This is a genomic window from Chengkuizengella sediminis (assembly GCF_010078385.1).
Taxonomy (GTDB): domain Bacteria; phylum Bacillota; class Bacilli; order Paenibacillales; family KCTC-33759; genus Chengkuizengella; species Chengkuizengella sediminis.
Genome location: NZ_SIJC01000001.1, coordinates 364,162 through 378,588, shown reverse-complemented (window position 1 = coordinate 378,588; position 14,427 = coordinate 364,162). Strand labels below are relative to the sequence as shown.

General features: G+C 33.8%; 12 protein-coding genes. 9 read left to right on the top strand and 3 right to left on the bottom strand.

Annotated features, from left to right (window positions below; all coding sequences use genetic code 11):
* Nucleotides 1-23 precede the first annotated feature (23 nt).
* The 3 genes from EPK97_RS01810 to EPK97_RS01800 are packed head-to-tail and all read left to right on the top strand — an operon-like array spanning nt 24 to nt 4,142.
* Nucleotides 24-1,691 (top strand): DNA repair helicase XPB, encoded by a 1,668-nt coding sequence (locus EPK97_RS01810; RefSeq protein WP_162034888.1) that lies wholly within the window; start codon nt 24-26, stop codon nt 1,689-1,691.
* Nucleotides 1,688-3,661, top strand: coding sequence for a helicase-associated domain-containing protein (locus EPK97_RS01805; RefSeq protein WP_162034887.1), 1,974 nt, complete (start codon nt 1,688-1,690; stop codon nt 3,659-3,661). Before EPK97_RS01810 ends, EPK97_RS01805 begins: the two co-directional genes overlap by 4 nt.
* Before the next feature lie 43 nt (nt 3,662-3,704).
* Nucleotides 3,705-4,142 carry a YlbF/YmcA family competence regulator gene (locus tag EPK97_RS01800; RefSeq protein WP_338075637.1) on the top strand — a complete coding sequence of 146 codons (438 nt, stop codon included), beginning with the start codon at nt 3,705-3,707 and terminating at the stop codon, nt 4,140-4,142.
* A 78-nt stretch (nt 4,143-4,220) separates the two neighbouring features.
* Here the strand turns inward: EPK97_RS01800 and EPK97_RS01795 are convergent, their stop codons facing one another.
* Entirely contained in the window at nt 4,221-5,225 is a 1,005-nt protein-coding gene (locus EPK97_RS01795) for an asparaginase (protein WP_162034885.1), read from the bottom strand.
* A gap of 48 nt (nt 5,226-5,273) precedes the next feature.
* Here EPK97_RS01795 and EPK97_RS01790 point away from each other — a divergent pair, with 48 nt between their 5' ends.
* On the top strand, nt 5,274-5,537 hold the full coding sequence (locus EPK97_RS01790) for a YlbG family protein (protein ID WP_162034884.1): 264 nt from the start codon (nt 5,274-5,276) through the stop codon (nt 5,535-5,537).
* Nucleotides 5,538-5,710: 173 nt separating this feature from the next.
* Here EPK97_RS01790 and EPK97_RS01785 read toward each other — a convergent pair whose 3' ends face one another.
* Nucleotides 5,711-7,819: a methyl-accepting chemotaxis protein gene (locus EPK97_RS01785; RefSeq protein ID WP_162034883.1), complete on the bottom strand. Its 2,109-nt coding sequence runs from the start codon at nt 7,817-7,819 to the stop codon at nt 5,711-5,713.
* A 126-nt stretch (nt 7,820-7,945) separates the two neighbouring features.
* Complete coding sequence (locus tag EPK97_RS22485) at nt 7,946-8,320, bottom strand: DUF3899 domain-containing protein (RefSeq protein WP_162034882.1); 375 nt, start codon at nt 8,318-8,320, stop codon at nt 7,946-7,948.
* Nucleotides 8,321-8,621: 301 nt separating this feature from the next.
* On the opposite strand from EPK97_RS22485, the gene EPK97_RS01775 reads away from it, so the two are divergent.
* From EPK97_RS01775 to EPK97_RS01755, 5 genes are all read left to right on the top strand, one after another.
* Nucleotides 8,622-10,292, top strand: a complete 1,671-nt coding sequence (locus tag EPK97_RS01775) for a peptide ABC transporter substrate-binding protein (protein ID WP_162034881.1) — start codon at nt 8,622-8,624, stop codon at nt 10,290-10,292.
* Nucleotides 10,293-10,419: 127 nt separating this feature from the next.
* Nucleotides 10,420-11,349, top strand: a complete 930-nt coding sequence (gene opp3b / locus EPK97_RS01770; RefSeq protein ID WP_162034880.1) for an oligopeptide ABC transporter permease — start codon at nt 10,420-10,422, stop codon at nt 11,347-11,349.
* A complete protein-coding gene (opp3C, locus tag EPK97_RS01765; protein ID WP_338075652.1) occupies nt 11,346-12,374 on the top strand; it encodes an oligopeptide ABC transporter permease in 1,029 nt (342 codons plus the stop codon). Before opp3b ends, opp3C begins: the two co-directional genes overlap by 4 nt.
* An 18-nt stretch (nt 12,375-12,392) precedes the next feature.
* Nucleotides 12,393-13,454, top strand: a complete 1,062-nt coding sequence (locus EPK97_RS01760) for an ABC transporter ATP-binding protein (RefSeq protein WP_162034878.1) — start codon at nt 12,393-12,395, stop codon at nt 13,452-13,454.
* A complete protein-coding gene (locus EPK97_RS01755) occupies nt 13,451-14,383 on the top strand; it encodes an ABC transporter ATP-binding protein (RefSeq protein WP_162034877.1) in 933 nt (310 codons plus the stop codon). The genes EPK97_RS01760 and EPK97_RS01755 overlap by 4 nt, the downstream gene beginning before the upstream one ends.
* Nucleotides 14,384-14,427 lie beyond the last annotated feature (44 nt).

Below are 14,427 nucleotides of genomic sequence, written 5' to 3'. Positions count from 1 at the left end.
TTTCAAATAAGGAGGGATATCTCGTGTCATGTTTAATTGTACAAGCTGATTCCACCATACTTTTTGAAACCAATTCACCTCAATACGTGGAGATCAGCGCGTATTTATCTCTTTTTTCAGATCTAATGAAAACACCTGAACATGTTCATACCTATAAAATAACCCCATTATCCATGTGGAATGCATCCGCGTCTGGCATGAAATCTCAAGACATTATTGATTTTTTGAAAAAGCATAGTAAATTTGAGATTCCATTAAAAATTTGTAAAGAAATTCAAATGTACATGAATCGATATGGAATATTAAGATTGGAAAAAAATAATGATCAATTAACATTAATATCTAGAGACTCAGAAATCATGAAGCAAATCAGAAAATCTAAAGCTCTTCAACCTTATTTGCAAGATCAAATTGATAACTTTTCATCTAAAATTAACTTGGTACATAGAGGTTTAATCAAACAAGAACTGATTCAATTAGGATTTCCAGTTGAAGATATTGCAGGGTATTTATCGGGTGAAAGATTACAAATACAGTTGAGTAATGTGAATTTAAGAGATTATCAAACGGACGCTATCGAGGCTTTTTACCAAGGAGGAAAAAAAACTGGGGGGAGCGGTCTTATTGTTCTTCCTTGTGGTTCTGGTAAAACCATTGTAGGCATAGGTGTGATGTCCAAAGTGAATTGTGAGACTTTAATTCTAACTACGAATGTAACCTCTGTGAAGCAATGGAAGAGGGAGATATTAACTAAAACGGATGTTCCTGAAGAATTAATCGGCGAATATACTGGGGATATAAAACAAGTGAAACCAATCACAATCGCTACCTATCAAATCTTAACACATCGAAAAAACAAAAATGCAGATTTTATTCATATGGAATTATTTAAAAAAAGAGATTGGGGATTGATTATTTACGATGAAGTACATTTGCTTCCTGCTCCTGTTTTTAGAGAAACAGCCACTATTCAAGCAACTAGAAGATTGGGATTAACGGCAACTTTAATCAGAGAGGATGGGAGAGAAGAAGATGTATTCTCATTAGTTGGACCTAAACGGTTTTATTTTCCTTGGAAGCAATTGGAGCAACATGGATGGATATCTAAAGTGGAATGTTATGAGATTAGAGTAGATTTATCATCTGATGTTATAGATCAGTATCATCAAATGGAAAACCAAAAAAATAAGTTTAGGTTGGCGAGTGAAAATCCCATGAAGATAAACGTGATTAAACAGTTGCTTAAACTGCATGCTGAAATACCTACACTTATCATCGGACAATATATAAATCAGCTAAAAGAAATCTCAAATCATTTTCAAGCCCCTTTGATTACAGGGGAATTATCTCATACTGAGAGAGATCGATTATATAATGAATTTAAAGAGGGGGAGATCAAATTACTTGTTGTATCGAAAGTAGCTAATTTTGCTATTGATTTACCAGATGCAGCAGTGGCAATTCAAGTTTCTGGGAGTTTTGGATCAAGGCAAGAAGAGGCACAGAGATTGGGAAGAGTTTTAAGGCCAAAAAAATCAAAAAATCAAGCTCATTTTTATACGCTTGTGACTAGAGACTCGAAAGAGCAAGAATTTTCACTGAAACGACAGCTGTTTTTGGTTGAACAAGGTTATCAATATCATATCCTTGATGCGAGACACATAACTAACAAGGAGTTGTTAACTTCATGAACTGTGAAAAGTACCTTTCGCAATTACCCCCTTCCTATTTAAGAGAAATTCAAACACAATCCACTTATGAAAAATTAATTAAACATGGGTATGAACTTAAGGAGTGTTTAACCTCCCCACTATTACTAGAAAAGTGTTATGAGAAATTAAATAACATAGAAAAGGATACTTTATCTTGGTTAATTAAAAATGTAGGATATGAGCCTTTTGAATGGAAACATGTAATATCATTGGTAGAGGGTCAGCTCTCAAAAGCTGAATTAAAAGTGGGGCTAACGCTTTTAAGACAAAAAGGAATTGTTTTTACATTTCGTAAAACGTGGGGAGAACATATCTATGTGATTCCAAAAGATGCTTTTCACTCATGGGTAAAAGTATTGCTACCTGAAATTAATAATGTAAGCTGCATCAATGATGAAGAAGTTGAACCCTTGGATAGATTAGGTAGGGGTTTAATTTTTGATCTATTTCAAATGATCATTTACATAGGAAAAAATGAGGTTTCATTAACACAAAATCGAATGATTAAAAAGAGACAGCTTCAGAAGATGTGCAATTTAATTGATATCAACGAAGATGATTTAAAATATATTGATTTAAAATATATGGGACAAGACCTTTATCCAAAAGCATTTGTACTTGTTTATGACCTGTTGTTAAGATTACAGCTAGTGGAGCAAAAATCAAAACATGTTGAAATAAATAGGGATAAAGTTCATGGGTGGTTACTTCAGAATAGTCAGCAAATGAATAGAACCTTATATGAAGTTTGGCATCAAATATGTATGCCAGATCATGTTTGGCTTCAATTAATATGGGCAAAAATCGAGACCATTTCTTATGATATGTGGTATCCTATACAAGAGCTAGTAAATTGGATAGAACATACTAAATTAATGTCGTGTCATGATATAGAAAATATGCAATGTTTCAATCAACTTTTAAACTGGATGAAGGTATTCGTAGGTTTTGGGTGGATTCAGGTAGGAAAAACCAATAAAAATGAAATGGTTTTTAAATGGAAAATAAATTTGAATTCCACAGATGAGCTATTAAAACTAGATGAAAAGCAATTTTATATTCAGGCTGATTTTGAGGTTATCGTTCCCCCTGATATCCCATTCCAAATTCGATGGGAATTAGAAAGTATGTCAGAAATGACTTATTCAGATGTTATCATGCGTTATACAATGACTAAAGAAACGATAAAGACTGCAGTGCAAAATGGAAGAACTACAACAGATATTATTCAATTTCTAAATACACATTCAAAATATGGGTTACCTGATAATGTGAAAAAATCTGTTGAAGATTGGTCTGAGCAAGTTGGGAAAACTGTTTTTCAAGAAGTTCTTCTTTTACGTTGCTCGGATGAAAACACAGCAAAACATATTGGTGACAATCCGTTATTTCAATCTTATATAATGGAAAAACTAGGAGATAAAGATTTTATTATACAAAAGAATCTGGTAAAAGAATTGATAAAGAAATTAGAGGGCAGTGGATATTCCCCACTATTTTCATCAGTACAACAAGGAAATGAGGAGGAAAATGTACAATTCCCATGTTTCAATAAAACATCTAATGCTTCGTTCATATTAGAAAATTCAAAGGGAACATATGGATTGGTGGACTCAAACAAAACCATGTTATATTATGAAATGGAACAAAAATTTCCTAGTGTAAAAGACGTTTATCCTACCTTAGAAGAAATTCCGACTATTTGGTTAAAGCAATATAGATCTTACCATCCATCTACAGAAAAAGAAATCATTCAGAAAGCAATTGAAAGTCATGTGTATTTAAAATTAAGAAAAAACAATGTGGAAAGAACAATATTACCTCAAAAATTAGAAGAAAAAGAAGGTTTAATTTCAATGCACGCCGTTGAAAAAAATGCTGAAATCACCTTATTTTCCCATGATTGGGAGGAAATGAGGTTGATTTTCCCCGGGATTAATGATAAATAGTAATTAAGTTCTAATACAAATAGATTAGATAGGAATGATATTAATGAGTGTAATCACTGAGTTAGATATGTCCACGGTGTTAATGGAAGCATATGATCTTGGTGATATGATAAATGCTTCTGAAGAGCTTCACAATTATTTATACTGGAAAAAAGAAATAGAGAGAGATCAACAGGTTCAATTACTAGTAAATCAATTTTTAAAAAAGAAGGAAATTTATGAGGATTGTCAAAGATTTGGACAATTTCATCCTGATTATCACTCTGCATTGGAAGAAGTACAAAAAGTGGAAGAAAAACTGAATGAATTGGAGCGAGTGAAAAAGTTTAAGGAAGCAGAGGAGAAAATAGATGATTTACTTTACTCAGTTTCCAAATTAATCGCTCATGAAATATCAGAAGAAATTAAAGTACCGAGTAATCATCCATTACCGACTGTTGCTGGCTGCGGATCTGGTGGATGTAGTGGAAAGTGTAGCTAAAACAATAGGGGATGTAAAAGATCAAATAGTCACCTTATACATCCCTTCTAAATGAATGGATCTTAAATAAAATATAAATTATACACGTAAAAGATTAAATGCAGGTTCTAAGCGACCGACAGTTTCATTTCTACGATTTTTAATGATTGGATAATGAAATCTTTCTAATTCTTTTTTTTCAAGAGTAGAAATAAGATTAAGCTGTGACAGTGTTTCCACAACTGTAGGATAAGATGCTCTCTCGGCACCATCTCTAACCTTAATTGCTATTCCCAAATCTTCTGAAGGGATGGTTAAAGCAAAGACTCCTTCGTTACCCATCTTACCGATGATTCGACCTTGAGTTACATGAATGAGGTGTGTATCAAATCGATCTGTCCCTGCTATGTAAAAAGGGTGTAACGAGATAGCTTGCAAGATTTTTTTACAAGCTTGTGTTCTATTTGCAGAAAGTGACTGAGAAGAACCAATTCTTGCAAATGCTGTGGCGAGCTGATGTACTGTTAGTCCAAAAACTGGAACACCACAACCATCCTTAGCTATATCAACTTCATTCATTTTTGCACCTGACATTTCAACGATGGTGTTAAACATGACTTGTTGAACTGGATGATCTATTGATAAGTAGTTATCAACATGACTATTCAATAATTTTGCTAAAATAAGCATACCTGCATGTTTTCCGGAACAAGTATTATGTAATGTTGAAAACTTGAAGTTTTTGCGTAATAACTTTTCTCTGGTTTCTTTATGTAAAGGTTGTTGTTCTCCACATAATAGGTGTGAAGGGTCTAAATTGATTTTTGCTAATATTGACTGAACCTGTTTCACATGGTCTGCCTCTCCATTATGAGAGGAACAAATAATTGCAATCTCTTCATCGCTTAAATCTAAGTTATTCACAATCATTCCTTCAATGATTGGAATCGCTTGCAATATTTTAGCGCTAGACCTGGCAAAAGTTTTATATTCAGGATCACCTAAATGGTATTTTATTAGACCATTTGAATCCGTAACTACAATGTAACCGTTATGTTGACTCTCGATCATTGATCCTCTTTTTACGTGTATGATAATAGACAAGAATGTCACTCCTTCAGTTTTACGATATTTTGAATTTGAGGTGTTAAAATGTTTACTGGAAGAACTGGACTCATCATATGGGTTAAACATATTAAAGCATTAAGGTTAGTTGAAAGATATGGTAATATCCATTATGTTTCAAAAAAATTAAAGTATGTAGTATTGTATGTAAATGAAGATAAGGTAGAGCAAGTTATTGTGCAATTAAATAAGCTTAATTTTGTTACAAATGTTGAAAGATCATATCGTAGAGAAATTAAAACGGAATATGATACTAATGTTCCTGATAAGACCAGATTTTACTCCATTTAGATGAAATCACATATGATTATCACCTAATGAATAATAGAAGTCAAATGCAGTTGATAGTATTATAAATAACTTATAAATGTACATATAAAAAGCGCCATTTCTTAAAAAGATGAATGAAAGCAAATTCATTTCAATTTAAGAAGGCGCATTTTTAATGTGCAAATTAAATAATGTTATTTCTGTTCATCCTGGTTAACTTTGAAACGCTCAACAGATTTATTTAATTCGGTGGACATAGATAACAATTCCTCAATGCTTTTGAGAACTATATTCATATTTGCTGTAGTTTCAGTTGCAGATGCGGCGACTTCTTCAGTACTTGATGTAGTCTCCATCGCATATGCAGAAGAGTCCTTTGAATTGCTCTGGATAACAGTCACGTTCGTTTTTTGTTCTTGCAATAATTTATTCATTAAATTGACCGTTAACAAAACTTTATCCATGGATGCTACAATTTCTAACAAGGCTGCTTTTGCTTTTTCTGCAGAAATTCGTTCGTTTTTAGCTTGTTCTATATTTTGTGTCATAGTTGTATTAACTGAAGAGATTGATTCATCTACACTACTAATGATATCTTCAACGTGATCCGATGCTTTTTTGCTTTGCTCTGCTAATTCCCTAATCTCACCAGCTACAACTGCAAAACCTTTTCCGTGATTTCCTGCTCTTGCAGCTTCTATCCCAGCATTTAAAGCTAACATATTTGTTTGCTTAGCTATATTTTTTGATGTTTCAAGAATTGATTTGATTTGAAGTGTACGTTCCTCTAATGCACTGACTTCCTGGGAAGAATGATCTGTAGATTCTGCTAAAGATTGCACACCACTTATTACTTCTTCTAAGACAGATTGATTGTCACTAATTGTCTCTTGTGTTTGCAATGCTTTTTCAATGACTTCATTTTTTTGTTCTTCCAACTCAGTAGCAAGTTCCATAAACTGATGAATTTTATCATCTGTCTCTTGACTAATTGTTGCTTGGTTTTCTGATCCTTTAGCAATTTCATCAATAGCCGCGGTGATCTGATTAGAAGCAACTGCAACTTCATTAACAGATGAACGCAATTGTTCTGAAGTATGAAGTGTCAGTTTTGATGCTTGTTTTGTTTTGGTAACGATTTGATTTAAGTTAACAACCATTTCATCGAATGAGTTTGCAAGTAAACCAATTTCATCTTTTCGAACGATATTCGTAGTTTGAGTTAAGTCTCCACTGGAAATTCTTTTTGAAATTGAAATCAACTTTTTAAGCGGTTTCACTAACCTAATTGAAAACAAAAATGCAATAATTGTAATGGCTACTAAGGAGATACTGATGACAGCAAAAATAACATTTCTGATTTCAGTGACAGCTCCAAAAGCAACACTTACTGGCGTTTGGATAAAAACAGCTCCACCAATCTGATGGTCATAAACATAAGATGTAACTTGTTCTACACCTTTTTCATCTTTAAAAATACCATAACCATTTAAAATATGATTTTCCTCAGAAAATGAAGTGGTTTCTAAATTTGATACCAAATCAGAAACGCCTTCGTGACGTAATAAATTATCAATCGAACCGTCATCATTCATTAAATTATTCATCTGTTCTTCATCGTCTGTGGCCACTAAAAGTCCTTTGTTAGAAACTAAGAACATTTGATTATGTGACTCCTCATCTGTATTTCCTCTAAGATCCTCCCAGGCAGATTGCATTCCTATATATGTACCGATTGTACCTATGGGTTCATTTACTAGATCTGTAACTGTTTTTGACACTTCTATAATAAACCTAGGTCCCATTGTATAATTACTTTCTTGAATATTACCTAGGTAGCTACCTGAATTATATACTTCGATATACGAAGGATCTTCGGACCGATCTTCTAGGAGAGAAGAATAGCCTTGTCTCAATATTTCTTGTCCATTTTTATCAATTTGAAAAATATCGATGAATTTTGAGTTTGAACCTTGCATTTGTGAAAATCCACTGTTGATCTCATCATTTGATTTGTTCTTTAGAACTTCCGACATGAGATTTAATTCTTCTGCTACTGTAAGAATATAATTTTGCAATGACTTCAATTGTGTTTGAGCAACCATTAAAGACTGACTTTGAATATTAGCCTCCATCTTTTTGGTCACATAAGGTGTAATGATCAAACTGAGTAGAATTCCAGTAATGATCATACATATTAGAAACAACAAATTTATTTTCGTACCAATTCCAAAAAAGTTGAACTTTTTATTTATGTATTTTGATTCTAGTTGAGTCCCACTATTTTTTTTGATTTTTTCCACGCAAAAGCCCCCTTCAAGAATACAATTGTGCTAATTATATCATTATTGGGGGCAAGGAAACTATTTAATTTTACAAAAACAAACACTTTTCGCAAGGGATTTTATTAAAGCATATTACATAAAAACTTATAAATAATAAAATAATAAGCAGAGCAACATGATACAAAACAAGGTCATTCCTGTTGTGAAAAGGGGTTTTATAATTCTAAATTTAGACATTTCAGAAGGGAGTAACATAGTGTCAATATCATCACCAAGCATTTCACCTTGTCGGGTTGTTCTTTTAAACACCTTTCGAAAACTAGAATAAAAAAAGTCGAAAAACCCACCTTTTACTACAATAAGTAACAATGTCAGTAATATATATGCGATCGAAACAACAAATAAAGAATTGATATATGAGACGAAGGTAACCTTATTATAATAAACCAAGGACAGCAAAAAGGGCGATAAAAAGCTAATTATATTGAATAAAATTACATTTTTTTTGAATAAAAACATGACGACCTCCTAATAATATTATATTCGTGCATCAGAAAAAAAGAAAGTATTTTGTCAAAACGACGCTTTACCATAATAGCAATATAACGTTTTAAATCAATAAAATAGATTAGAATTTATAGGTATATAGTAATAAATATGTGGATCAATATACTCATTATTTTTGATTCTAAAGGCTGTGCAACATGACTTTAGACTTACCAAAAAAAATATGTACAATTTGTAGAAAACCTGTATAATAAAATATAGTGGGCTAGTCCCCACTGGAAAAAAATGATGATAAAAAGGGGAGATTTTATTCATGAGAAAGACAAAGTGGTCCTTTCTATTAACACTTATGTTAGTGTTAAGCGTATTCGCAGCGGCATGTACTGGTGGCGGAGGAGAAACAACTCCAGAACCTGGTGACGAAGGTAAAGAAGAAACTCCAGGAGAAGTTACTGAGGAAGTTGCACAAATTTTAAACATTATTGATACTGCAGAAATTCCAACAATGGATACTGTAATGGGTACAGATGCGGTAGCTTTTGAAGTGGCTGACGCAGTATTTGAAGGTCTATACAGATTAGGAGAAAATGCTCAACCTGTTCCAGGTATTGCTGAAAGCCATGATTTAAGCGAAGATGGTTTAGTGTATACTTTCCATTTACGTGATGCAAAATGGTCTGATGGATCTGAAGTTGTAGCAGATGACTTCCTATATACATGGCAGAAAGTTGTAAACCCAGATACTGGTTCTCAATATAACTTCATTATGGGTGATATCCTTAACGCTAACAAAATTATGGCTGGAGAAATGGCTCCTGAAGAGTTAGGAGTTAAAGTAATTGACGAAAAAACTTTAGAAGTAACATTAGAGCAACCTGTAGATTATTTCATTTCTTTAACAGCATTCCCTGTTTATTATCCTCAAAAACAAGAGTTTGTTGAATCACAAGGTGAAAATTATGCTTTAGAAGTTGAAAACTTAATCTTTAATGGACCATTCACTTTATCAGAGTGGAAACATGAAGAAGGTTGGGTATACAAGAAAAACCCTGATTATTGGGATGCAGATACAGTTAGATTAGAACAAATTAACGTTAAAGTTGTTAAAGATAATGCAACCGCTGTTAACTTATATGATACAGGGGATATTGATCGCGTAGGTTTAACTTCTGAATTCGTTGATAAATATAGAAATGACCCTGCATTTACTACAATCGAAGAAACAGTTGTTTTCTGGTTGAAAATGAACCAAACTAGAACTGAAGCTTTAGCAAACGAAAACATTCGTAAAGCAATTGCATATGGTGTCGATAGAGTTAGTTTAACAGATGTAATCTTAAACAACGGTTCAATCCCAGCATATACAACAGTTCCAAAAGGTTTTGTAACTCATCCAGAAACTGGTGAAGATTTTAATGATAAATACGGAGATTTCTATGTATATGATGCTGATAAAGCATTAGAACATTGGAATACAGGTTTAGGGGAACTTGGAATAACTGAACTTTCTCTTGAAATCTTAGGTGGAGATACTGAGACATCTAAAAATTTAAATGCATATCTTAAGGATCAATTAGAGAAACATTTACCTGGATTAACTATCGATTTAAAAGAAGTTCCATTTAACGTTCGTCTTGATTTAGATGATAATCAGGATTATGATCTACAATTTGCAGGTTGGGGACCAGATTATCTTGATGCTATGACATTTGTTGATCTTTGGTTAACAGGTGGAGGACACAATAAAATGGAATATTCCAACACTGAATTTGATCAATTAGTTTCAGACGCTAAAACATCATTAACTGGCGTAGAACGTTTTGAAGCAATGCAAGATGCTGCTCGTATCGCAATGGAAGATGCTGCAATTTCTCCATTATACCAACGTGCACGTGCTACATTAATTCAACCTTATGTTAAAGGCATGTTAATTCAACCATTTGGTCCAGATTACAGTTACAAATGGGCATATATTGAAAAATAATAAACATGTGTAAATTATAATGAAATTAGGAAAGAGAGTATGTGTGCTCTAGCCCATACTCTCTTTTTCCTTGCTAGTGAAATGTGGACAGTATGCCCATTCACAAAATCGATTAGGAGGTGCAAACATGGCAAAATACATTGTTAAACGTTTGTTTTTTACACTTATAACATTATTTATTATAGCATCCGCAACGTTTTTCTTAATGAAACTACTGCCAGGAACACCGTTTACTGCTCAAGAGAAATTAACTGAAGAACAACTTGAGATCTTAAAAGATAAATATAATCTTAATGATCCAGTGCCTGTTCAATATGCAAATTATATTGGGAATATGCTTAAAGGTGATCTTGGTGTATCCTTCCAATTTGGTAATAGAAATGTGACAGATTTAATTTTGGATCGCATTGGACCATCGGCTCATTTAGGAATTCAAACGTTAATCTTTGGAGCAATAGTCGGGATATTCTTTGGTGTAATAGCAGCATTGAAGCAAAATACAATGTGGGATTATGGTTCAACATTTCTGGCAGTACTAGGGAAATCAGTTCCAAGTTTCGTTTTTGCTGGTATTATGCAGTATTTTATAGGTGTCAAGTTAGGTTGGTTTCCTGTTGCTTTTTGGGACGGTTTTAGTTATACTATTATGCCAACCATTGCAAATTCTATGTTTACACTTGCAGTTGCTGCAAGATTTATGAGGACGGAAATGATTGATGTACTGTCATCAGATTATATAACTACTGCTAAAGCAAAAGGGTTAAATAGTTTTGCAGTAACAGTAAAACATGCGCTTCGCAACAGTTTGATACCACTAATAACTGTATTAGGACCATTAACTGCAGGTCTGTTAACAGGTTCACTTGTAATTGAAAAGATTTTTGCTATTCCTGGTCTTGGAGAACAGTTTGTGCGCTCCATTTATGTAAATGATTATCCTATGATTATGGGATTAACGATGTTCTTTTCAGCTCTAATCATTTTAGCTATATTAATTGTTGATATTTTATACGGAATCGTTGACCCTCGTATTCGACTTGCAGGAGGTAATAAATAATGAAATCTGAAGAGTTATCGAAAGAATTATTTGTACCTGCACAAATTGACCCTAACAAAGGTGAAGAAATTACGAGTCCGACTCTTTCCTATTGGAAAGATGCATGGTTAAGAATAAGAAAAAATGTGGGGGCTATCGTAGGTATTATTTTGTTATTAGTATTAGCTGTGATGGCTATCTTTGGACCTATGATGACACCTTACGATTCGTATGAACAGGATTTATCAAGAGCAAAGTTACCTCCAAAAATCCCTGTTCTTGAAAACATTAGTTGGCTTCATTTAGATGGAACCATTCAATTGAATGAAGACCAGCCACGTATTGATATGTATGAGCAAAAAGAAGTAGAAGAGTACTTTTGGTTTGGAACAGATGGTTTAGGACGTGATTTGTGGACAAGAACGTGGGAAGGAACACGAATTTCTTTATACATTGCACTTTTAGCTGCATCTATTGATATGGTTATCGGTGTTGCCTACGGAGGGATATCCGCATATTACGGTGGCAGAGTAGATCTTATTATGCAACGTATCGTTGAAGTATTGATCGGAATTCCATTTTTAATCGTAGTTATATTAATAATCCTTATACTAGAACCAGGCATATTAACTATTACAGTAGCCATGACCATAACAGGTTGGCTCGGGATGTCTCGTGTTGTACGTGGGCAAATTTTAAAATTGAAAAATCAAGAGTTTGTATTAGCGTCAAAAACGTTAGGGTCTAAAGATTCTAAGATTATCATGCAACATTTAATACCTAATATTACAGGCGTAATTATCATCAATACGATGTTTACGATTCCAAGCGCGATTTTTACTGAAGCGTTTTTAAGTTTTATCGGTTTAGGTTTGCCTGCTCCGATAGCGTCATTAGGTACGTTAATTGAAGATGGATTTAGATCATTACAAATATATCCTCATATATTGCTATTTCCATCAATAGTTATCAGTTTGATCATGATTGCATTCAATCTTGTTGCGGATGGGCTGCGTGATGCGCTTGATCCAAAAATGCGTGACTAATAAAGGTAGGTGGTAAATATGGAAAAGATACTTGAAGTGAAAAATATGCATGTTTCATTTGATACGTTTGCTGGTGAAGTCCAAGCTGTTCGAGGTGTTAACTTTGATCTTCATAAAGGGGAGACTTTAGCAATCGTAGGTGAATCAGGTTCTGGTAAATCAGTTACGTCAAAGACAATAATGCGTCTTATTCCTACTCCACCAGGGAGAATTAAAGAAGGAGAGATCCTTTTTGAAGGGAAAGATTTAGCCAAACTTTCTGAAAAAGAGATGCAGAAAGTTCGTGGTAAAGAAATCTCAATGATATTTCAAGACCCGATGACATCTTTAAACCCAACGATGAAAGTTGGGAAACAAATTATGGAAGGTTTAATTAAACATCAAAATCTAAGCTCAAGTGCTGCTAAAGAACGAGCGATAGAATTGTTAGGTTTAGTTGGTATCCCGCAGCCAGAGGTTCGTATAAATGAATTTCCTCATCAATTTTCAGGTGGCATGCGTCAGCGTGTTGTGATTGCGATCGCTCTTGCTTGTAATCCTAAAGTATTATTAGCTGATGAACCCACTACTGCGCTTGATGTAACCATACAAGCACAAATTTTAGAGTTAATGAAAGATCTCCAAAAGAAAATGGATACATCTATTATATTTATTACACATGACTTAGGTGTTGTTGCCAATGTAGCTGATCGTGTTGCAGTTATGTATGGTGGAAAAGTTGTGGAAATCGGTACTGTGGATGAAATTTTTTATAACCCACAGCACCCATATACGTGGGGTCTGCTTAGTTCTATGCCTAGCTTGGAAACAAGTGATGATGAACTCTACGCAATTCCTGGATCACCTCCAAATTTAATTAAACCGCCAACAGGAGATGCATTTGCAGTGAGAAACGAATATGCATTAAAGATTGATTTAGAGAAGGAACCACCAATGTTTAAAGTTTCAAATACTCATTTTGCTGCAACGTGGTTGTTGCATGAAAATGCTCCTGAGGTTGAGCCACCTGCATTTATTCAGCGATTGAAAGAGAAGAAACAACTGTCTAAGTCAGGTTCGAAAGCGAGTGATCACAAATGAGTAAACAAAAGCTGTTAGAAATAAAGAACATGAAACAGCACTTTGAAATATCTAAACATAATGTAATAAAAGCTGTTGATGGTATTTCATTTGATGTATATAAAGGTGAAACTTTTGGACTAGTTGGAGAATCTGGCTGTGGAAAGTCTACTACAGGACGTACGATCATTCGTTTATACAATGCTACAGATGGTCATATTATATATGATGGTATTGATGTGCATGGAAAAAAATCAAAAAGTGATTTAAAAGCTTTTAATCGAAAGATGCAAATGATTTTCCAAGATCCATATGCATCACTGAATCCACGTATGAAGGTTTCTGACATTATTGCTGAAGGTATAGATGTACATGGGTTAGCCTCTTCTAAAGAGGATAGAATGAATCGAGTATACGATTTGCTTAAAACGGTTGGATTAAATGAAGAACATGCAAATAGATATCCTCATGAGTTTAGTGGAGGGCAGCGTCAACGGATAGGTATTGCTAGAGCACTCGCTGTTGATCCTGAATTTATCATAGCAGATGAACCTATTTCTGCCTTAGACGTTTCTATACAAGCACAGGTCATCAATCTTTTGAAAAAGCTGCAGAAGGAAAAAAAATTAACTTATTTATTTATAGCTCATGATTTATCGATGGTTAAATATATCAGTGATCGAATTGGGGTAATGTATCAAGGGAAAATTGTGGAACTTGCTGAAAGCGATGAGCTTTATGAAAACCCGATTCACCCATATACAAAATCACTTTTGTCAGCGATTCCATTACCTGATCCTGAACATGAGAGATCTAGGAAACGTATCATTTACGATCCTACTCAACATCAATACAATAATGGTGAAGCCTCTTTGAAAGAGATTAAACCTGGACATTTTGTATATTGTTCTGAAACTGAATATAAACGTTATAAAGCAGAATATAATTAATATAAATATCACCCATCAATGACAACAATAAAGTCATTCATGGG